Source organism: Vibrio sp. L3-7, from assembly GCF_963898195.1.
GTDB classification, from domain to species: domain Bacteria; phylum Pseudomonadota; class Gammaproteobacteria; order Enterobacterales; family Vibrionaceae; genus Vibrio; species Vibrio echinoideorum.
The window spans coordinates 91,767-111,759 of sequence record NZ_CAWQUW010000005.1; the positions used below are offsets into that span (position 1 = coordinate 91,767).

At 42.2% G+C, this 19,993-nt stretch carries 23 protein-coding genes and 2 pseudogenes; 17 read left to right on the forward strand and 8 right to left on the reverse strand.

What is annotated here, in order from left to right; all coding sequences use genetic code 11:
- The first annotated feature begins 145 nt into the window (after positions 1-145).
- From AACW75_RS05665 to AACW75_RS05720, 13 genes and pseudogenes are all read left to right on the forward strand, one after another.
- Positions 146-526, forward strand: a complete 381-nt coding sequence (locus AACW75_RS05665) for a hypothetical protein (protein WP_186437184.1) — start codon at positions 146-148, stop codon at positions 524-526.
- Between the two features lie 82 nt (positions 527-608).
- On the forward strand, positions 609-1,082 hold the full coding sequence (locus AACW75_RS05670) for a GNAT family N-acetyltransferase (protein ID WP_145570192.1): 474 nt from the start codon (positions 609-611) through the stop codon (positions 1,080-1,082).
- Positions 1,083-1,202: 120 nt separating this feature from the next.
- On the forward strand, positions 1,203-1,733 hold the full coding sequence (locus AACW75_RS05675) for a GNAT family N-acetyltransferase (protein ID WP_145570194.1): 531 nt from the start codon (positions 1,203-1,205) through the stop codon (positions 1,731-1,733).
- Positions 1,734-1,977: 244 nt separating this feature from the next.
- Entirely contained in the window at positions 1,978-2,331 is a 354-nt protein-coding gene (locus tag AACW75_RS05680; protein ID WP_145570196.1) for a YkgJ family cysteine cluster protein, read from the forward strand.
- Positions 2,332-2,409: 78 nt separating this feature from the next.
- A pseudogene (locus AACW75_RS26550) lies at positions 2,410-2,532 on the forward strand (opioid growth factor receptor-related protein); the annotation flags it as partial.
- A gap of 54 nt (positions 2,533-2,586) precedes the next feature.
- Entirely contained in the window at positions 2,587-2,994 is a 408-nt protein-coding gene (locus AACW75_RS05685; protein ID WP_145570198.1) for a GFA family protein, read from the forward strand.
- A 185-nt stretch (positions 2,995-3,179) separates the two neighbouring features.
- Positions 3,180-3,605: a hypothetical protein gene (locus AACW75_RS05690; RefSeq protein ID WP_135456411.1), complete on the forward strand. Its 426-nt coding sequence runs from the start codon at positions 3,180-3,182 to the stop codon at positions 3,603-3,605.
- 106 nt (positions 3,606-3,711) lie between these two features.
- Positions 3,712-4,293, forward strand: coding sequence for a DJ-1/PfpI family protein (locus AACW75_RS05695; RefSeq protein ID WP_145570200.1), 582 nt, complete (start codon positions 3,712-3,714; stop codon positions 4,291-4,293).
- Positions 4,294-4,375: 82 nt separating this feature from the next.
- Positions 4,376-4,882: pseudogene (locus AACW75_RS05700) on the forward strand (GNAT family N-acetyltransferase).
- Between the two features lie 85 nt (positions 4,883-4,967).
- Positions 4,968-5,417 carry a GNAT family N-acetyltransferase gene (locus AACW75_RS05705; RefSeq protein ID WP_017072723.1) on the forward strand — a complete coding sequence of 150 codons (450 nt, stop codon included), beginning with the start codon at positions 4,968-4,970 and terminating at the stop codon, positions 5,415-5,417.
- Entirely contained in the window at positions 5,410-5,784 is a 375-nt protein-coding gene (locus AACW75_RS05710; RefSeq protein ID WP_145570202.1) for a hypothetical protein, read from the forward strand. The genes AACW75_RS05705 and AACW75_RS05710 overlap by 8 nt, the downstream gene beginning before the upstream one ends.
- 3 nt (positions 5,785-5,787) lie before the next feature.
- Positions 5,788-6,339, forward strand: coding sequence for a class IV adenylate cyclase (cyaB, locus tag AACW75_RS05715; protein WP_145570204.1), 552 nt, complete (start codon positions 5,788-5,790; stop codon positions 6,337-6,339).
- 21 nt (positions 6,340-6,360) lie between these two features.
- Positions 6,361-6,843 carry a tetratricopeptide repeat protein gene (locus AACW75_RS05720; RefSeq protein ID WP_145570206.1) on the forward strand — a complete coding sequence of 161 codons (483 nt, stop codon included), beginning with the start codon at positions 6,361-6,363 and terminating at the stop codon, positions 6,841-6,843.
- Positions 6,844-6,887: 44 nt separating this feature from the next.
- Here the strand turns inward: AACW75_RS05720 and AACW75_RS05725 are convergent, their stop codons facing one another.
- A complete protein-coding gene (locus AACW75_RS05725; protein ID WP_135456400.1) occupies positions 6,888-7,334 on the reverse strand; it encodes a hypothetical protein in 447 nt (148 codons plus the stop codon).
- Positions 7,335-7,418: 84 nt separating this feature from the next.
- On the opposite strand from AACW75_RS05725, the gene AACW75_RS05730 reads away from it, so the two are divergent.
- On the forward strand, positions 7,419-7,856 hold the full coding sequence (locus AACW75_RS05730) for a MarR family winged helix-turn-helix transcriptional regulator (RefSeq protein ID WP_017072718.1): 438 nt from the start codon (positions 7,419-7,421) through the stop codon (positions 7,854-7,856).
- Between the two features lie 94 nt (positions 7,857-7,950).
- On the opposite strand, the gene AACW75_RS05735 is transcribed toward AACW75_RS05730, so the two are convergent.
- Together AACW75_RS05735 and AACW75_RS05740 are read right to left on the reverse strand one after the other, a co-directional pair.
- On the reverse strand, positions 7,951-8,979 hold the full coding sequence (locus tag AACW75_RS05735; protein ID WP_017081032.1) for a methionine synthase: 1,029 nt from the start codon (positions 8,977-8,979) through the stop codon (positions 7,951-7,953).
- A 45-nt stretch (positions 8,980-9,024) separates the two neighbouring features.
- On the reverse strand, positions 9,025-10,002 hold the full coding sequence (locus AACW75_RS05740; RefSeq protein WP_029224723.1) for a DUF1852 domain-containing protein: 978 nt from the start codon (positions 10,000-10,002) through the stop codon (positions 9,025-9,027).
- A gap of 343 nt (positions 10,003-10,345) precedes the next feature.
- Between AACW75_RS05740 and AACW75_RS05745 the strand changes: the two genes are divergently transcribed.
- Both AACW75_RS05745 and AACW75_RS05750 read left to right on the forward strand, forming a co-directional pair.
- Positions 10,346-11,155, forward strand: a complete 810-nt coding sequence (locus AACW75_RS05745) for a sulfite exporter TauE/SafE family protein (RefSeq protein WP_145570209.1) — start codon at positions 10,346-10,348, stop codon at positions 11,153-11,155.
- A gap of 269 nt (positions 11,156-11,424) precedes the next feature.
- Positions 11,425-12,429: a metal-dependent hydrolase gene (locus AACW75_RS05750; RefSeq protein WP_145570211.1), complete on the forward strand. Its 1,005-nt coding sequence runs from the start codon at positions 11,425-11,427 to the stop codon at positions 12,427-12,429.
- Between the two features lie 133 nt (positions 12,430-12,562).
- Here the strand turns inward: AACW75_RS05750 and AACW75_RS05755 are convergent, their stop codons facing one another.
- Positions 12,563-14,035, reverse strand: a complete 1,473-nt coding sequence (locus AACW75_RS05755) for a carboxypeptidase M32 (protein WP_237297669.1) — start codon at positions 14,033-14,035, stop codon at positions 12,563-12,565.
- 312 nt (positions 14,036-14,347) lie between these two features.
- On the opposite strand from AACW75_RS05755, the gene AACW75_RS05760 reads away from it, so the two are divergent.
- Positions 14,348-14,983 carry a LysE family translocator gene (locus AACW75_RS05760; RefSeq protein WP_145570213.1) on the forward strand — a complete coding sequence of 212 codons (636 nt, stop codon included), beginning with the start codon at positions 14,348-14,350 and terminating at the stop codon, positions 14,981-14,983.
- Positions 14,984-15,137: 154 nt separating this feature from the next.
- Here the strand turns inward: AACW75_RS05760 and AACW75_RS05765 are convergent, their stop codons facing one another.
- From AACW75_RS05765 to AACW75_RS05780, 4 genes are all read right to left on the reverse strand, one after another.
- Positions 15,138-16,613: an aerolysin family beta-barrel pore-forming toxin gene (locus AACW75_RS05765; protein ID WP_145570215.1), complete on the reverse strand. Its 1,476-nt coding sequence runs from the start codon at positions 16,611-16,613 to the stop codon at positions 15,138-15,140.
- A 381-nt stretch (positions 16,614-16,994) separates the two neighbouring features.
- Positions 16,995-17,456: a hypothetical protein gene (locus AACW75_RS05770; RefSeq protein WP_102552869.1), complete on the reverse strand. Its 462-nt coding sequence runs from the start codon at positions 17,454-17,456 to the stop codon at positions 16,995-16,997.
- Positions 17,453-18,238, reverse strand: coding sequence for a winged helix-turn-helix domain-containing protein (locus tag AACW75_RS05775; RefSeq protein WP_135456380.1), 786 nt, complete (start codon positions 18,236-18,238; stop codon positions 17,453-17,455). The genes AACW75_RS05770 and AACW75_RS05775 overlap by 4 nt, the downstream gene beginning before the upstream one ends.
- A 381-nt stretch (positions 18,239-18,619) precedes the next feature.
- Positions 18,620-19,990 (reverse strand): alanine/glycine:cation symporter family protein, encoded by a 1,371-nt coding sequence (locus AACW75_RS05780; RefSeq protein WP_145570217.1) that lies wholly within the window; start codon positions 19,988-19,990, stop codon positions 18,620-18,622.
- Positions 19,991-19,993: the final 3 nt, after the last annotated feature.

Genomic DNA, 19,993 nt, shown 5'->3' on the forward strand with positions numbered 1-19,993 from the left:
TCTACATCCGCTAAATTTATGTTAATGGTTTTTTTGGACAGTCGCTCTGCATTCTGTCTATTCATTTGCGATTCGCTTACGTCGTAACCTTGATGGCTTTACGCGGCCGCGGTGACTTATTCGTTAGGAAATTGAAGGTAGAACAATGATTTCATGGATAATTATGGTGTTTGCAACTATCGGAGCAATGGTCGTTAGTGTAATCAGTGGCTTCCTCTTTTTTGACGAGTTTATTGGTTTATGGCCTGAGCCAGTTGTTGGCTTTATTACAGCATTCCTCGTTGTTTCTACTGCCTATGTCACAGCACCTAAATATCCAGTGATAATATCCGGGGTTGTATTGCTTCTCGGTTCTTTTGTATCTTGGAAATACCTTTCCATTGCTTCATATCCTGAATGGCATGAATTAGCCTATCAACAGACTTATATACCATTATTTACAACACTTTTAGGTGGTGTAATAGGGATGTTGGTTATTATTTATTACGGTCAATTGATTTTGGATAATTGCCTGACAAAACGATGAAATACAAAGTTGTAACCAAGTAATTTGTAGCCTAACAAGCCACTAAAGCAGGTAAGTAATACCTTCAACTATGGACTAGATAATGATCGTAAGGACTGCGACAAAAGAAGACTCTGGCAAGTTACTAGAGCTTATTGAGCAAAAAGCTGAGTTTGATCGAAGTATGAAAGGCTTCAGCGGTGAGATCTCTACAAATGTAGAAAAAATTGAACGCACGTTATTTGGTGATCATCCATTTGCTCATGCTTTGATATTGGAACTGAACCATGAAGTTCTTGGCTTTGCTCTATTTCATTATCGATATTCGTCTTTTCGTGGTGAGCCATCAATCTGGCTTGACGATCTCTTGGTTTCGGGAGGGCAAAGGTCAAAGGGTTATGGTCGTGAACTTATGAAAGCGTTAAGGTCACAAGCTGAAACATCGTTGGTTTCGCACATTTCATGGACTGCGAGCCCAAACAATAAGAAAGCCCATGAATTCTACAAAATGTTAGGTGCTGAGGTCGAGCGAATGGATGGTCAGAGACCGTATTATTATTGGGCCACCTGCGGCTAACCATAATTTTAGTTTAGGTGCTGTTCGATAATGTTGATGTTACGAGACTCCCACTTGGTCGACAGGAGTATTTGTCATCGAAATAAGACGCTACAAACATTCCCTCTCCTAGGAGTTAAAATGGAAAGTGAAAGACTCAAATTGATGCCTCCATCATTAAAATTCACCGATGCTATGTATGTCGTTATTGAGGAATGTAAGCCGGAGTTTTCCCAGTTTTTACCTTGGGTCTCAAACTCTTTAACTACAAAAACTCTTGAAGGTAATATCAAAGAAGCTGCCATTAACTTCTCCAATTTTACCGGGGAGTTTTGGTTTAATATCATCGAAAAGAAAACGGGTTCGTTTATAGGCGTTGTAGGTTTTATCATTAGAGATGAATCTGTGCCGTATTTTGAAATTGGTTATTGGTTACAAACATCAAAAACAGGCTTTGGCTACATAACTGAAGCCATTCGTTTAGTTGAACAATATGCATTTGATGATAAAGGTGCTATACGAGTTGAGATCAAAATGGCAGGATCAAACCTTAAAAGTCAGGCTGTTGCAAAGCGGTGCGGTTATTATCTTGAAGCACAGTTAGTTAATACTAGGCGTTTGCCATCAGGGGAACTCGATAGCACGTTTATCTATGTAAAAACATGCTTATAGCAAACGGTTCAAGCCGACAGTCAGCGGATGATATTTTCTGTTTCAACTTAGTTTAGTGTAATCGGTGCGTAGTTGTGAGTTCAAGTTTGTGCTGACTTATATGGATTCTCTATTATCAAATATCCATAAAACTTATGCTGATGGTTCTATGACTGCGGTACCTTAGATTTAGGTTAATTCTCAACTTCTAGCGAATTATGTATTGCTCTATAATGGTCGCGTATTACATGAGAAGAAGATATTGATGAACAATAATAGAGAAATAATTGCATACCTCCGCGAGAGTATTCCGGTGTTTGAATGCGTTAAGGGCTGTCATGATTGTTGTGGGCCCGTAACGACTTCTTCTGAAGAAATGTCGCGGCTACCAGTGAAGTCTGACGCTGAGCATGAAGCTGCCTTAAATGAATATAATTGTGTGCATTTAGGGCCCAATGGCTGTGAGGTATATGAAGAGCGACCATTAATTTGTCGATTATTTGGCACAACACCTCGTATGGCATGTCCAAATGGGTGTCGTCCAACAGAGATGGTCGATTTAAAAATTGAACGTCAGGTGCATTACTTCATCAGGAACACTCGCCAAGTTTTAGTGTAGTTGGCTCAATAGCCGACAGATCGAACCACAATCACGTTAGCATTAAAGATAGCTCACTTAATAGCATTTTCAGTTTCGTACTTGTTAGGCAATGAAGAAGTGGCGACTAACTTATGTGACTTTTTTATCGCCGCGGCCAGTGAAACAGGTTCTGTCTCGGATAAAACAGTGCAATATTGGCGTAATGCGTTAAATGGTTAGAAGTCCAATTTAACCAGTGGGTAACACAGTATATGAAAGGGAAGGAGACTCAGGATGAGTACAGCTTTTAAAGGTTCGTGTTTGTGTGGAAGTGTTCGCTTTTCGGTTGATGGATTCAGCGAAAAGGCAGCAAACTGTCATTGTTCAATGTGCCGAAAATTTCACGGCGCAGCTTTTGGTACGTCAGTTGGTGTTCAAGGCTTGAGCTGGCTTTCCGGCATTGATTTACTCAAAGAGTTTGTGGCATCAAACGGCACAATACGAACATTCTGTTCCAACTGTGGTTCAAGTTTAGGCTTCAGAGTACAAGGGGAACCTTTAGAAAACATCGAACTAGCGATATCGACATTCGACGTGGATATTCCAGTCAAAATTGATGCTCAGATTTATACAAACTACAAAGCGAATTGGTGTGAATTACAACCAGACTTACCTACGCATTCAGAAGGGCGAACAAGTTAATCGATCTTCGATTCTTTGAATCGCAAATATTGAATGCACAGTGATTATGGTTAACGTGCTTGGTGTTGCCCAATTCCTAACGCACGTTGACGCCTCTCTCCAAATTTATTGAGGCAGCTCGAAAAGATCGGGTTTTCATACAATCCTATATTGGCATCTATCCATACTAAATCCAGGAGGAAAGTATGAGATGGTTAATAATTAAAAATGCGTTCATTACGCTTACTATAGGATTTGGAATTGTATGGCTAATTTCTCGAGGAGACTATCTAGCTACAGCGTCAGTTTACCCGATCGACTTTGTGTTCTTATGGTTGGGCGTTGTTTTAGCTGGCTTCGCATCGATTTATACAATAGATGACCTTCAACGAGGTTCATGGCATAAGTCTGCTGTGATTTATGCATTTTATTATTATGGTGCATTCGGTCTTTTTGCAGACGGCCACGTTGCGGATTGGGCTCATAGCACTGGTTACATTGAGAAGTTGTTTATGTCTGGCTTTATAATTTTCGTCTCGTTATTTTCAATAGTCGTGCCGTTAATCGTGTTCACGATCTCTGTTATACAGGCACATCTTCTTTCTATCGCAGTTGAAAATAGGCAGCTGTAAACAAGTCAATTATCTACATGTTCGAGTTTTTAAACAGGTGTGTTAATTAGTTAAATAAGATGCGAAGGTAGGCCAAAATATTCATCATTTTGTACATGGAGGTACAATGAACATCGGTATATATATTTATAATCAAGCAGAAGTTCTCGATTTCTCTGGCCCATTTGAAGTTTTTAGTACGGCAAAGCGCTTAGGTGCTGAAGATCTAAATGTATTCATGGTTTCTGAGCACACCGAGCCAGTTGTCGCCCGTGGTGGGTTTAAGGTTCTGACTGACTACTCGTTACAAAATCATCCAGAGATAGATTTGTTAATGGTAGTTGGCGGTGTGCATACTGACGAGATGAACAAGTCGAATGTACTGGATTGGTTGGTATCCGTTGAGCCAAATGCTGAACAAATTGTGTCAGTTTGTACTGGCGTGTTTTTATTGGCTAAAGCTGGCTTACTTAAGGGGTTAACTGTCACTACCCATTGGGAAGATATTTCCGATTTGGCATTACAGTTTCCTGATTTAAATGTGGTTAGTGATAAACGATGGGTAACGTCGGAGAAGTACACAACTTCAGGAGGCATTTCTTCAGGCATCGACATGAGTTTACATCTGATATCTGAGCGCTATGGTTTAGAATTTGCCACGGTAGTCGCTCGGCAAATGGAGTACAACTGGCAAGAGTCTACATACTAACCCTCCAAAGATGACTCTATGTGTGTTGTGTATTTTATGTGTTGGTTTGGGTGTTTAAAGCACAAATGAAAAAGGACATTACATGGACATTAGAATAGGAACCTTGTCTGACGTTGAAGGAATTACTGATATATTCAACTTCTATATTGAACATACCAACGCGCGTTTTGAAGAAGAGAAATTTTCGTTGGAAAATCGCCAGCAGTGGTTCGCTCAGTTTTCAAACAACAGCAAACATCAACTTTATGTCGCGATAGAAAATGGTGCGTTATTAGGTTTCGTGTGTTCTCAGCAATACCGGGCTATATCGGCATTTGAAGATACCGCATAGGTCACTATTTATCTTGCGGCAGAAGCTCAAGGTAAAGGTTTAGGCTCTAAGCTTTATTCTCAGCTATTTGCATCGATTAGTGATTATGGTGTTCACCGCGTACTCTCAGGTGTTGCTTTACCTAATGAGGCTTCAATAGCACTTCATAAAAGTTTTGGATTTCGAGAAGTCGGAGTGTTCAATGAATATGCAAAGAAAAACGGTCAATACATCAGTTCAATGTGGTTAGAGAAGGCGTTAAACAAGGAATCAGATTGATTAGGATGGTTCAAACACGATGCAATACTCTTGGTACTTTAATTACGTATTGCTCAATGTTTGATTTAGAAACAAAGGACACTATATGGAAGTAAGGTTAGTCAAAGGTTCCGATCCTAAGTTCGCTGAATCGATCACCAAAACGAATATGACGAATTACTACCAAGCTCGTGGTATCGCTTGGGGCCATAGTCAGTTTTTACGTAGCTGGGATGAGCTGGATAACTATGAGGCTTATGTGGGGGATAGCCGTATTGGTGTTATTCGCTTCAGTTACACCAGTGATACAACGTTTCTTAGGGACTTGCAGATATTAGCTGAATACCAAGGCAGAGGCTTTGGTTCTAAATGTTTGGATTTAGTGATTGAACATGCGAACAATCAATCATCGACTCAGTTAGTGTTACGAGTGTTCAGTGAGAATCCCGCTATTAAGCTATATCAATCAAAAGGTTTTACAAAGGTTTCTGAAGTTAAAGGGCTCGTTGAAATGGAGCTGCTTTTAGGATCATCATTGAGAGGGTGTCATGGATAACCGTATCCAATTAAATTTTGTTAAATATACACTGCTTGAGTTCACACTCGCTGCATTCTTATTGTTGTCTGTTTATTGGCTATTTGATGGTAACCCTCAATCACTGCCTACTATTGGGTTGATGCTCAGTTCTGTTGCGGTATTAAAAGTCGTGACGCTATGGTGGCAGTTTCGCAATAGCTCTTTTGAAATATCGAACAATCATGTCTGTTTCGATGGTCACGCTTGCGATATCAAGTTACAGGGAAATATTCTTCCTTTTGATATCGGGTCAGTTATCAAGCTTTCATACACGAAAGGAGCGATGCAAAAACGCAATATCTACCTTCCTAAAGGTGCTAGTATCGCCTTTTTTGCATCGAGCTAATCTATGACTAACGATCATTTCAAAGGTAAATATGAGGTTGAGCTGAAGTATCGACTTAGCTCTAAGTCTGAGTTCTTGAAAACTTTGAACCTAATTCCTCATGAAGTAATGCTGCAAGACAACCTAGAATGCGATTGGTATTTCGATAGCCCTGATAGAAGCTTACAGGCTCAGAACAAAAGCTTGTGTATTCGTACTATGGAGCCGTCGGGCATCAAGTTATGGATTGTAAAAGGCCCTGAGCCTGATCGATGCGAAGCGACAAATATCACCGATGCGACGAATGCCAAGAGCATGCTAGAAAACTTGGGATACGAAGTGATTCTTAAAGCGCAGAAAACTCGCAGTATTTACTTTGTTGGAGAGTTCCATATCACGGTCGATTCTCTTGCGGGTATCGGTGATTTTGCTGAGTTTGCTATCATGACGAATGATGAGTCTAAGCTATCCGCTTATAAAGATGAACTTGAGTTATTGGCGAGTCAATTCGGGCTAAGGCGATCTACGTTACAGACTAAATCATATAAGCAAATGTTTGAAGAAATACTCGCATAGCAAAGCGTTTCAGAGGGAAGTATGGATACGATTATCAAACAAGCAATCGAATTGCGAAAAGAAGAAAAGTATCAAGAATCTCGTGACTTATTGGCGACGCTGCTAAGCGATAAAAGTTATGCAGCAAAAGCTCATTTACAGATTGCGTGGTCTTACGACAACCAAGGTAAAGAGCAACAGGCCATAGAGCACTATGTGTTGTCTCTGTCTGGCGTGCTTTCTTTAGTAGAGCGTTTTGATGCGCTGTTTGGTTTGGCGAGTACTTATCGAAGCCTTGGCCTTTATGCAGAGGCTTTAAGCTATTTCGAACAGGCTATGGCTGAGTATCCTGACTCGATAGAAGTGAAACCTTTTTACGCAATGTGCTTGTACAATTTAGGTCGCCATAGAGAGGCGACATCGCTGTTACTTGAGCTTTTGGTTTCCACGACTAATAGTGAAGCGATCAAAGAGTACCAACGAGCGATCTCTTTATATGCTCAAGACCTAGATAAAACCTGGTAAACAGCCGCGTATAAAGCTCATCTGTTTGCTTAAACACGATGGTCTTAGCCTTGTTTTACCTTCTTAGGGCGAAACTTTCTACCGTCCATAATATTCAAAGACATCAGTGTTAGGTTGGTCGCGCCTGCTATCAGTTCTAAAACCTGAACGCCATAAAACACTGAGTCGAACTCTCCTAAACTTGCCCATTGATTCAAAAAGTACGCGGCCGGAATCAAAATAACGATCCCGTTGAACGCGATAATTGGCATGCGTTTACTTTTACGCTCAACTATTTTCCCTTTACGTTGTTTTGCCATAGCTGCACCGGTCGCACCCGTGATAGCAATGGATGGGACAAGAATAAACAAGCCGGGAAAAACGATCATCGACTTGACTAGCTTCACTGATTCCAAAGTGCCAAACAGTTCTACAAGCAACGTGCTGGTAAAGAATGTAGCGACACAAAGTGTTGATATTAATGCTGCTGTTCTGTGGATTATTGGTTTCATATCATTTACGCCTTTAATTCGGTAACATGTTGTCAACTTGGTTTAAGTCTAATTTAATGACAGCATGTTGTCAAAGTGAGTGTTATGGATACGAATGGAGAAGTTTTCACAAAGATCGCACTTGAGATCTTTAAGGTCAGTGGTCTATTGAATGCTGAGGGTGACAAATTAACCGAAGAGTTAGGGTTAAGCAGTGCCAGATGGAAGGTGATGGGGGCGATCGAAAAGTCGGATGATCTGGTCACGGTTTCTCAAATTGCTCGTATTATGGGGCAAAGCAGACAAGCGACTCAGCGTGTTACCGACATCATGGTGAAAGATGGCTTACTGACTTGGCTTGATAACCCAAATCACAAGAAAGCAAAATTGGTTAATATGACTGAAAAGGGTAAAGAAGCGTATTCGCTATTAGATAAAAAACAGGAAGTATGGGCTGAAAGTGGCGCTGAAGGCATTGAAAGAGACGAGCTTGATAAGGCGTTAATCACTCTGAAGAAGATGGCTACCTTCTTAGATAAATAGATAAATAGAGAATGGCAGTTGAGAATAGTACGAAAGCCTAAGCATCAATGTGATACTTAGGCTTCAGAGCATAGTTTTGTTCGTTGGGGAAGCGTTAAGCTGAAAGCTCTTTACGAACGATCTCTGCTCCTGCACTTAGCGCATTAAGCTTCGCTGAGGCAATTTCGCGAGGCAGGGGTGCCATGCCGCAGTTAGTGCAAGGGTAGAGTTTGTCTGCATCAACATACTTAAGTGTTTCTCGCAGAGTGTTGGCCACTTCTTCCGGAGTTTCAATGGAATCGGTAGCTACATCGATCGCTCCGACCATCACTTTTTTGCCTCGAACCAGTTCTAGTAGCTCAAGTGGTACATGAGAGTTGTGGCACTCTAAAGAGATAATATCGATATTCGATTGCTGCAGCTTAGGAAACACTTCTTCGTATTGGCGCCACTCTGTGCCTAACGTTTTTTTCCAATCGGTATTCGCTTTAATGCCGTAGCCATAACAAATATGCACTGCTGTTTCGCACTTAAGCCCTTCAATGGCTCTTTCCAAGCAAGCAATACCCCAATCATTCACTTCATCAAAAAACACGTTAAACGCAGGTTCATCGAACTGAATAATATCAACGCCTGCAGCTTCTAATTCTTTCGCTTCTTCGTTGAGGATCTTCGCAAATTCCCACGCCAGTTTTTCACGGCTTTGGTAATGCGCATCGTAAAGTGTATCAATCATGGTCATAGGCCCCGGCAGAGCCCATTTGATCGGTTGGTCGGTTTGCTGGCGTAAGAACTTTGCATCTTCAACAAACACGGATTTCTGACGAGAAACTGGGCCAACCACTGTAGGTACACTTGCATCGTAACGGTCGCGGATTTTAACGGTTTCACGCTTTTCAAAATCAACGCCATTCAAGTGTTCAATGAAGGTCGTTACAAAGTGCTGACGTGTTTGTTCGCCGTCACTCACAATATCAATGCCTGCTTGCTGTTGCTCGTGCAGAGACACACGCAGCGCATCTTGTTTGCCGTCTGTGAGTTCAGCGCCTTGAAGTTTCCATGGCGACCAAAGCGTCTCTGGTTGTGCAAGCCAAGACGGTTTCGGCAAACTGCCCGCTGTTGAAGTCGGTAATAGTGTTTTCATAATAATACTGCCTATCCTTGGATGATTTGAGCGCGCAATAGACGATTAAAGTGCGTAATTTGCCGACCAGTTATCGAGAACTGATTGGTATGGCTTAATGAAATTCTCTTCTGCGAACTTACCTTGCTCAACCGCTAGTTGGCCTCGCTCTTCACGGTCGTACACGATTTGAGTTAGCGAGTGATCCAAGTTTTTCAAGTTTGGTTGGTAACAGTTGCCCGCAACCGCGTTCGCGTTGTAAATCTCAGGTCGGTAGATTTTCTGGAACGTACCCATGGTGCTGATGGTGCTGATAAGCTCGAGGTTAGAGTAATCGTTCAGCAGATCACCAAAGAAATAGAAAGCTAAAGGTGCAACACTGTTTGGCGGCATGAAATAACGAACCTGTAAGCCCATCTTCTTAAAATATTGCTCAGTTAAAGAAGACTCATTCGGTTGGTATTCAAAACCTAATACTGGGTGTTGGTTTTCAGTGCGGTAATAGGTTTTATTATCTGACACACTTAAGCAAATAACAGGTGGTTTATTAAAGTTCTGTTTGTAAGCTTCAGAGTTAACAAAATATTTAAAAAGCTTGCCGTGTAAATCACCAAAATCTTCTGGAATACTGAATTTATCTTGGCCTTTATTATGATCCAACAGAAGTACGCTAAAGTCATAATCTCTAACATAAGAAGAAAAGTTATTTCCGATAATGCCTTCAATACGCTCGTTGGTTTTACGGTCCAGAATATTGGTTTTCAGCACTTCAATTGAAGGGAATGCTTCGCCGTTGCTTTCAATGTCCATATCAACAGAAATGATTTCAAGCTCAACAGAGTAACGGTCGCCCTTAGGGTTGTCCCAGTGTGCTAACGCGTTGAAACTATTATCGATCATTTGTAGTGCATTACGTAAGTTCGCTTGACGACTGTCACCGCGAGCTAGGTTAGCAAAGTTGGTTGTGATACGCGTGCTGTCTGCAGGCTGGTAGTTTTCGTCGAGGCTAATGCTCTTAATCGTAAAATTAAATTCTTTATTCATGCTGATTTGGTATCCCAATTTGTTTTCTGATTCTCTCGGTCTTTAGTATTAAAACGGCTTTTATTTTTTGCTTGTGACCGGATTAAGAATCGAAGGCTATGCTGTCTGAAATTAATGCTTAGTAGCATTACTGTCGTATAAAGTTAATCGCTTAAGGTTTTTATACGTGGATAGGTTCACCTTTAACAATGGTATTACTTCACATTGAACATGAGGAATATTCATGATCTATTCTGTTTGAATGTTTAAGTCGGTGTCAGTTATATTAATTAGCTTGATGGAAATATAACCACATTAATAGTGCGTTATTTAAGACAATTAATTTAATTAAGAGATGGATGAAATGAGTGAATTGCTGTTGTTGATTTTATACTGTGCATTATTAGGCAGTGGTGTTGGTTTTCTTGCCGGGCTTTTGGGGATTGGCGGAGGGCTGATCATTGTTCCGGTGCTAAGCAGCATTTTACTTCACTTAGAGATTTTACCTGCGGATCAAGTGGTTGTTGCGGCCATCGCTACTTCGTTGGCATCGATACTGTTCACCTCAACTTCTTCTGCACTTGCTCACCACAAGAATGGAAACGTGCCTTGGGATTTGGCGCCTTGGATCATGCTCGGTGTTGCTCTTGGCGCATTAGTTAGTGGCTTTATGGCGGCTTTGTTGCCAGAAAAAGTTGTTCGTATTGTGTTTGCAGTGAGTGTGGTTCTTATCGCAATAAAGATGTTCTTAAGCAGCAAAAACGACGCGCTTAAAGAAAGAAAACTGCCAAATAAGGGCATCTTAACCGTCTTGACAACGATCACGGGCGGTTTGTCTGCGATGATTGGCATTGGTGGTGGTGCATTATTGGTTCCGCTGTTGACGTTTTTCTCTGTCGATATGAAAAAGGCCATCGGTTGTGCGTCTGCTTGTGGCATTGTTATCGCGTTATTTGGTTCAATCGGCTATATCAGTTCGGGCAGCAGCCAGTTTGCTCTAACCGATGGATTTGCTGGTTTTGTTTATCTGCCTGCTTTGCTGGGTATCGTGTGTACCTCTTGGTTTACGGCCCCTTTAGGCGCAAAAGCAACCAATCATTTACCGGTTCCAACGATTAAGAAAATCTTCTCAGTATTGTTGCTCGTTATTGCGGTAAGTATGGTGGCTAGTTAGTTACCATTCGTCAGACTATTTATTAGGTCTGTAGATATAAGGCAGCTGTAGGTATAAGGCAACTGTAGATATAAGGTAGCTATGAATAGATAGCTCAACATGAACAAATAGAAAAGAGCAGCCTTGTGCTGCTTTTTTTATGTGTGTAGCCGATGTTTTTACGGTTATGTGCATGAGTATGTTCAGAAAATATTGCTGTTTAACCCAATTCACTGCTATAGCTAAATGTATCTTGTTTGATTCAACGGAATGCTATCAATGAGTGATTTATGGATCCTTTAACGCAGGGCGTGCTAGGCGCTTCTTTGTCACAGTCGGCAAGCAAAAAACAGAACTTGGTTGTCGCTGGGGTATTAGGATTACTCTCTGGAATGGCGCCGGATTTAGATGCGTTTATTCGATCACAGAGCGATCCTCTGTTGGCTTTGGAGTTCCATCGGCAATTTACCCATTCACTTTTTTTTATTCCCATTGGCAGTTTGATTTGTGCCTTGGTTTTGCATCATCTCATTGCAAAAAGGCGTGGACTCTCTTTCAAACAAAGCTGGCTTTTTTGTGCTCTGGGTTATGGTACTCATGCACTGTTAGATGCTTGTACCACTTATGGCACCCAGTTACTTTGGCCTTTCACCAACGCCCGTTTTGCTTGGAATACCATTTCAATCATCGATCCTATTTATACGCTTCCCATCTTAGTATTACTTGCGTTTGCAACGTTGAAACGAGCGCCTTGGCTTGCACGTGTTGCGTTTGTTTGGGCTCTAATTTATCCAACATTAGGGATGATTCAGAGAGACAGGGCGGAGGCAGTTGGATGGCAATTAGCGGAAGAAAGACAACATCAGCCGATTCGGTTAGAGGCTAAGCCGAGCTTTGCGAACATTTTAGTTTGGAAAGTGGTGTACGAAACAGAGCATCGATACTATGTAGATGCTGTGCGGGTCGGCACCTCGGTTAAGACATATCCTGGAGAATCGATCGCTAAACTCAATGTTAGCCGAGATTTCCCTTGGATCGACCCGAATTCACAACAAGCGAGAGATATTGAACGGTTTCGATGGTTTTCGAATGGCTATGTGGCACAAGATCCAATGGATGAACTGCGTATTATCGATGTCCGATATTCAATCGTACCGAACCAACTGAAAGCGCTTTGGAGCATTAAGCTATCGCCATCCGCTAATGCAGATACACACGTGAAATACGAAACGCATAGAGACAATACACCAGAGTCGAGACAGATCTTCTTCGGTATGCTCACTGGCGATAAATGATCTAGGTCTAAAAAGCGAAAAAGGCTGAGTCAGATAATCTGCTCAGCCTTTTTTATTCGGCTATTACCTAGCTTTCTTTGCTAGAGAGTTCATTGTTAGAACGCTCTTTTTGAGAATACTCTTTGTTAGAAAACTATAGGTAACGGCTTCTTAGGTGGTCTTTGAAATACTGAGCGTTCAAGGTTTCGCCCGTTGCACCTTTCACTAAGTCGTCGGTGGTCAGCAGGCTGCCTTTGCTCCAAATATTTGATTCTAACCAAGTGAAGATAGGTGAAAGAGCACCACTTTCAATTACAGCGTTCACATCTACCGTTTTCTTCATTGAAGCCATGAACTGAGCCGCGTACATCGCACCTAATGTGTACGACGGGAAGTAACCGAATGCGCCGTCTGTCCAGTGGATGTCTTGCATACAGCCGTTGGTGAAATTACCTTGAGTACTTAAACCAAGATATGACTGCATCTTAGTGTTCCACAATTCTGGGACATCGGTGTGTTTGATGTTGCCGTTGATCAAGTCACGTTCAATTTCGTAACGTAAGATAACGTGTGCAGGGTAGGTCAGTTCATCGGCATCGACACGGATGAAGTCTTTCTTCACGCGAGTGTAGATCTTCTGGAAGTTCTTTTGCTCAAACTCAGAACCAGAAAACTGTTGGCCCGCTAGGTTTGCTAGGTGTCCAATGAATGGGTCGCTGCGGCCAACTTGCATCTCAAAAAATAAAGATTGAGATTCATGAATACCCATAGAACGAGCTTCACCCGCTGGCTGTCCAGCTAAGTGCTTTGGTAAGCCTTGTTCGTAACGCGCGTGCCCAGTTTCGTGCACGATACCCATTAATGATTGAACGAATTCAGCTTCGTCATAGCGAGTCGTGATACGCACGTCTGAAGGCACACCACCACAGAACGGGTGAACACTTTCATCCAATCGTCCGTGTTCAAAATCGAATTGAAGCAGCTTCATGACTTCTAAGCCAAGAGCTTTCTGCTTCTCGGTAGAATAGATGCCCGATGGTGCGTTAAATTGCTCGCTCGATTGCTTTTCGATCACTTCGTCGATCAGGCTTGGTAGCCATGTTTTAACGTCTGCAAACAAGGTATCAAGTGAAGCAGAGCTCGTTCCCGGTTCATAGATATCCAGCATGGCATCATAAGGTGTTAGGTTCGCTGCATCGGCGCGGATCTGCGCTTCTTCACGAGACAGCTCAACCACTTCACGCCAGTTCTTTTCGAATCCAACCCAGTCGTTGTTACCACGTTGGCTACGCCACGCATGTTCACATTTTGAACCCGCTAGAGACTTAGCTTCAACCAGCTTTTCAGGAAGTAGGTTGGCTTGTTGCCATTGGCGTTTAATTTCACGCAGAGACGATTGTTGCTCGCCATTCAAAGCTTCGTTTTCAGCGTCTGAAATCCAATCGCCAAGCTGTGGTTGAGTCATTAACCCATGAATATGAACCGAAAGCTCGGCCATCGCTTCACTACGAGCTTGATTACCACCAGATGGCATCATTGAAGCTTGGTCCCAACCACAAATAGAGGCTAGATGTTGAAAGCGTGAACATTTTTGAGAGTGCTCGACTAGTTTTTTGAATGCGCTCATTTGACTACTCTTAATTTGGTTTCTTTAAATGATCCTTAGGACTGCGTTGGCTTTAAGGTTCATCTCTAATGTACTTTTATTATGGCTCTGCTTTTTAGTGACGCTGTGCTTCGTAGTTGAAGGTACAGCGATAGAAGATACAGCGATAAAAGCTTGAGGCGGTAGATGCCTTGAATTTACTATTTCTTAACAAATTAAACTGTTCCATTGTGCACAAAATCAGTGACTTGTATAGCTGATGACAATTGTTGCTTGCGAATTGTTCAGATACACGGTATTGATGATAAATCGCTAAACAAAGATGATAATGATATGGATATTTTGAACTTTGAGGCATTTCTGATTGCCATCACTATTTTAACGCTAACGCCGGGTTTAGATACGGCATTGGTGATCCGCAATACTAGCCGCTCGGGCTTAGCTGACGGTGTTATGACCAGCTTAGGTATTTGTGGAGGCCTTTATGTGCATGCCTTTTTCTCTGCTGTGGGGATCTCTGCGATTCTTGCTCAATCAGCTGAGCTCTTTCAAGCCGTTAAAATGGTGGGTGCGGTTTACCTGATTTGGCTTGGCTTAAGCAGTTTACGAGCTTTGATGAAAAATGGCGGAGGGATGCAGGTCGGGGAGCAGGCCAAGCAAGCATACAGCGCCAAGCGTTCTTTGCGTGAAGGTTTCTTATCTAATGTGCTGAACCCGAAAACGGCGGTTTTCTATTTGGCTTTTCTGCCTCAATTCGTAAACCCTGAAGGTTCACCTTTATTGCAATCCATGGTGATGGCTTCGGTGCACTTTATGATTGCGATGGTGTGGCAATGCAGCCTAGCAGGTGCATTGAACTCCGCTAAAAATTTGCTCAAGAATGCGAGTTTCATGAAATGGATGGAAGGTGTGACGGGCATGGTGCTGGTGGGGCTTGGCGTTAAACTTCTGATGGAAGAGCCAGTATAACCTGAACCGTTTTGGGTATAGGTTATTGAGAGTCGTCCTAAAGGCTCTACACAATTGAATTAAAAAGAAGAAAGCCCACGTTAGGTTTGTATATAAACACTGCCGTGGGCTTTTTTGTTACTGCTAAACCGAGTGTTAGATGTGAGCTACTGCGTTATTCAACAACGCTGATGTTCATCTCAGCGCCTTCGAAACCTAAGTCACTCAACTCATCGGCATTGAAGTTGGTAGTAACCTCGATATCGCCAATGCGCTCAGTGGTTTCATTGACTGAATCAACGCTTCTTTTGCTACGAACACTGTTGGTAATTGGTGTTGCTTGGCCAATTTCAATGGTGCCTGCAAATTGAGATTCAGCGTTAAAATCGCCAGATACGTAAGAGTGGAATGGGCGTAAGCTTCCTCCAGTCGCGTACTGCATGCTTGATAAACCGGCTTCTTTGATAGCCCAGCCCCAGTCCCACCATTTCGTTTCGCCTGGGATGTATCGGTGATCCCATTGGTAGCGAATATCGGCTGATTCATTGCTGCTACGGCCCATAGTGAAGGTGTGAGCTTTGTACGGGCGGTTGTCTGGGTGGGTGTGCCATGCGTTACCACCCCAACGAAGGAAGCCGTTAAATTCAACATCGTAACTGATGTCAGCGTTGAATCGGTAAGGATAAGAGATGGTTGAACGATACAGCTCAACTCGAATCGGAAGCTCTGAATTCGCAGGAACCATAGGACGAGCTTGAAGTGTTACTTGCTCGCTAGTGGAGTTGCCATTGGTTTCAGCGAAGCTCTGGTTTGCTTCTAACTTAATCGTTAGCTTAGTCTCGCCAACTAAAGGCCATTTGAATGTATTCTCTGTTTGAACACTTTCGGAGAACCCATAGCTGTTGGTTTTAGACCAGTTTGTTGACTCATCAACTTTGAGGTCGACAACGACTTGTTGCGCGATGTTACTTCTGTTTCTGGCCGTTGCATAAACGGTCTTAACCAGTTCACGATCGGACTCGACGACATCGCCGTGCCAAAAGTTATTGTCGTTGACGGTGTAGGTAAAGTTGTCGACGGTGATCTTAGTCTTTTCGTTACAGCGATAACCATCACAAGAACCACTGTTGTTGCCTTGTATTACCCAAGAGTCGCCTGAGCGGTTAATCGTCATGTCCTCACCAACATACTGACTGTTATTCCCGCCAACCCACGCATAACCTAGGTTGTGAGCCAGATAGCTAAGAGGGCGTACAAAATCATTGCGGTTGTTTACTAAGTCATATTCAACATCTATCTCGCTGCCTTCTGTGACGGCTTTAGCAGAGTAGTTTGGAATTTCAGATTGGTCATTGTTGGGATAGCAGAACGTTGATCCGCTGCTCGATTGTTTAATTTCGCCATGATAGCCAGGCCCCATGATCACCCAGTTTCCTTTCAGCCCTGTGATCTGCCAAGTGCCCATACGAGCGACCAAAGCACTCTTTTGTTCTTCAGCCTCATAACGGTCTAAAGGGCGATAACCAGAGCGACATACATCTTCACCAAGTTGGTCAAACACTATTTGGTCTGGGTAAACCTTTGCGTTTACACCGGTTGATAGAACAGACAACACTGCGGTTGCTAAGAGACTTCTGTTTATACTAATCATTAACAATTCCCTCTATTGTAATTTTTCTATTTTGATAATGTTTTGTGCGTCGTGCTTTTAACAAGACAAGTTCACTTTTTCATGTTGATAAATAGATAGATACTGAAAAGGGTTGAATTAATTTACCGATTTAATTCAATGGCTTGTAATGTTGTTTTTGTATTTAAATGAAAGGGTATGCAACTAAAGAAAATTTTTTTGATAAAGCTCAAACCATTTTTAGAAAAATTATATTTTATTACCTGCACTCTAACGTCATTTTATTTTGACGTAATCCTGTTGCGTTTTATATGAATGGTTAAAGAGAGGAGGAGGTGTTCTTTCCAAGAAACGCGGCGTTTAAATAGAGTTGATAATGAATATAATAGGTATTAACTTAAGTTATCGCTTAGCTAGAAGTTGTGTTCGACCCGTATTACAGGTTCGAATTATGGCAAATAATTCATTTGAACTTAAAACATCAATATTCAACGTTAATGGGTCATTATTAAGCAGGAGGTAAGGCGAGAATTGAGTGTCATTCATCGCTTTCTCTATTTTTTGTACAGAGACTAAGTCGATGGTACCTAAAATGGAAAAATATAATGATTGAGAAGGCCTTGCTCTACCTTTGAATCGAAAAACGATGGGATCGGGCATGTGATCGTCTTGAACTGATACGAGATGTAAGACGGTATTGCTGCTTATCTTTGTTAATCCATCGGTACGTAATACGTTTCCTTCTAACATAAGGTCTACCACACTATGCTGATAGCGGTGCTCTTTCTGTGGTTGGGGGGAAGGGATAAGCCATATGCTAACGAATAAAAGTAACGCAGAAGATAGCGCAACGAATGGCTTCATAATTGGCCTCTCTTTAGGAATAATGCTATTTCAGCACTGACTCTGTCCGATTGCGCAGGTGTGTAAAAAATATTGACGGATTGACGTGTGGCTTTATCGAGTAAGGAAAGTTCAGAATGCCCCGGTTCTTCGCTAATATAAGCCACACAATCGCATTGATACTTATAGAGAATGGCTTCTAATTCAGGGCTTAACACGATATCGTGTTCTTGGAAAACCTGTATCTGACCAATCCACTGTTCATTGAGTCGGTTGACGGGGTAGATATCACCGAGGCTTCTATCGTTAATTTTAGCAAAAGCCAGCAGTGCCGATGCCAGCAGTAAACAACCCGTTGTGAAGTAGCACAGCCTATTTCGGTTGGAGACGGATTGCTGGTGGTCAGATAAAGTTTGTTCAACACTAAGAGCGTCAATCTCGTGAGTATTGATGGGTACATGGTCGCTTACGGGTACTAGAGGAATATAGGTTACGCTACTTGCTTGCGAGTCGACAAATACGCATTCATCGATAAGGCGGTAACCGATCTTTGGCACAGTTACAATTGGAGTCTCTTTGATGCCGAGTCTAACAAACCCTTGGCGAACTAAACTTATGCTTTTCGCAAGTGAAGTATCCCCTATGAATTCGCTTCCCCATGCGAAGTTAATAATATCTTGTTTGCTAACAATTTCGGGCGAGTTTTTAAGTAATAACTCTAAAACGCGAGTCTCACGATATCCTATTTTAATAGAACGTTCGTCGTTATAAATACGGTTTTTAATTGGGTCGAATCTGATCATATAACCAACGTTTTATTTTTATTATAATTCTCTCAACAATGTAGATGACTATAAGCTTACTAATATATGAATTAAAGTCACATTTTCCAATCTAGTGTTTTTTTGTGTGGTTGAAACAAAATGCTATTTATTCGTTTATGACTAAAAAACGGCCATCTATACATAGTCTGTTAAATATAAGTAATATCTAATTAAGTGTTGGTTTTATTAGTGGCCCTTTTATTAGCTTTCTATTAGGGGTATTAATTCGTACAACAGTCTAATTAATATCCTGCTATATGTAGGGGTATAAGTGTTAGTAATGATTTGTTCAGTTTAACGATTGAATGAATACAAAAAAGCCCGCATTTTATTACGGGCTTGGTGTTCAATCAATTCAAGTTATGCTTTAACGGCTTCACAATCATTTGAAGAAGTTAAAGGTTTGAAGAATAGCTTTGTTTCTTCGATTACAACGTGGCGTAACAAGATAAGACCGATTAGGTTAGGAATAGCCATTAGGCCGTTCACGATATCAGCCATTAGCCAGATCATGTCGAGTTTTAAGAACGCACCAGAAGCAACCAATGTTATGAAGATGATTTTGTAAGGTAGGACCGCTTTCGTTCCCAACAGGAATACAACACAACGCTCACCGTAATAGTTCCAGCCTAGGATGGTCGTAAATGCGAAGAAGATTAAGCCAACAGAAACTAGCATTGGGCCTAAAGTATCGGCGTTCAAACCCACAGCGAATGCATGAGTAGTCATTGCAGCACCAGAGAGATCGGTTTGCCAAGCACCCGTTAAGATAAGCGCCAAACCCGTCATCGTACAGATGATTATGGTGTCAAAGAAGGTACCTGTCATAGAGATAAGGCCTTGCTTCACGCACGAGTCGGTTTTAGCCGCTGCTGCTGCCATAGGCGCGCTACCCAGACCTGATTCGTTCGAGAATACACCGCGAGCAATACCTGATTGGATAGCAAGCATGATGCTAGCACCAAAGAAACCACCTGTTGCCGCTGTGTTGGTGAACGCAGAGGTAACCACAAGGGTAATAGCATTCAGTAGTTGATCGGCGTTTGAAGCCAGAACGCTTAAACACGCAACGATGTACATGATAGCCATGGTAGGCACGACTTTTCCTGCCACCTTAGCGATCGATTGAATACCACCAAGAGTGACAACCGCCACTAATATCGTAAGAACAACAGCAGACATTTCACGAGACGCACCGAATGAAATTTCAGTCGCGTCTAAGATAGCGTTAACTTGTGGGAAAGTACCAATACCGAAACAGGCAACTCCCAAAGCGAAGACAGCGAACATCACCGCTAAGATTCGTGAGCCGACACCGTATTGCAAGTAGTACATTGGACCGCCAACCATTTCACCATTGCTGTCGGTTCTACGGTATTTAACAGCAAGTAGACATTCTGCGTATTTGGTCGCCATACCAAAGACAGCGGCAAGCCACATCCAGAATAGGGCACCAGGGCCACCAATCTTGATTGCGGTCGCTACACCTACGATATTACCTGTGCCAATCGTTGCGGAAAGCGCAGTACACAAAGCGGCGAAGCTTGATACGTCACCCGTGCCGGATTTGTCTTTGGTGAACACCATTTTTAGCGCAGTTGGAAGATGTCTAAACTGGAGTAAGCCTAAACGAAAAGTGAAGTAAACACCGGTGCCAACTAATAGGATGAGTAGCGGTGGTCCCCAAACGAATTGGTTGATGGTTTGAAGTGTAGCTTGTAGATGGTTCATGGT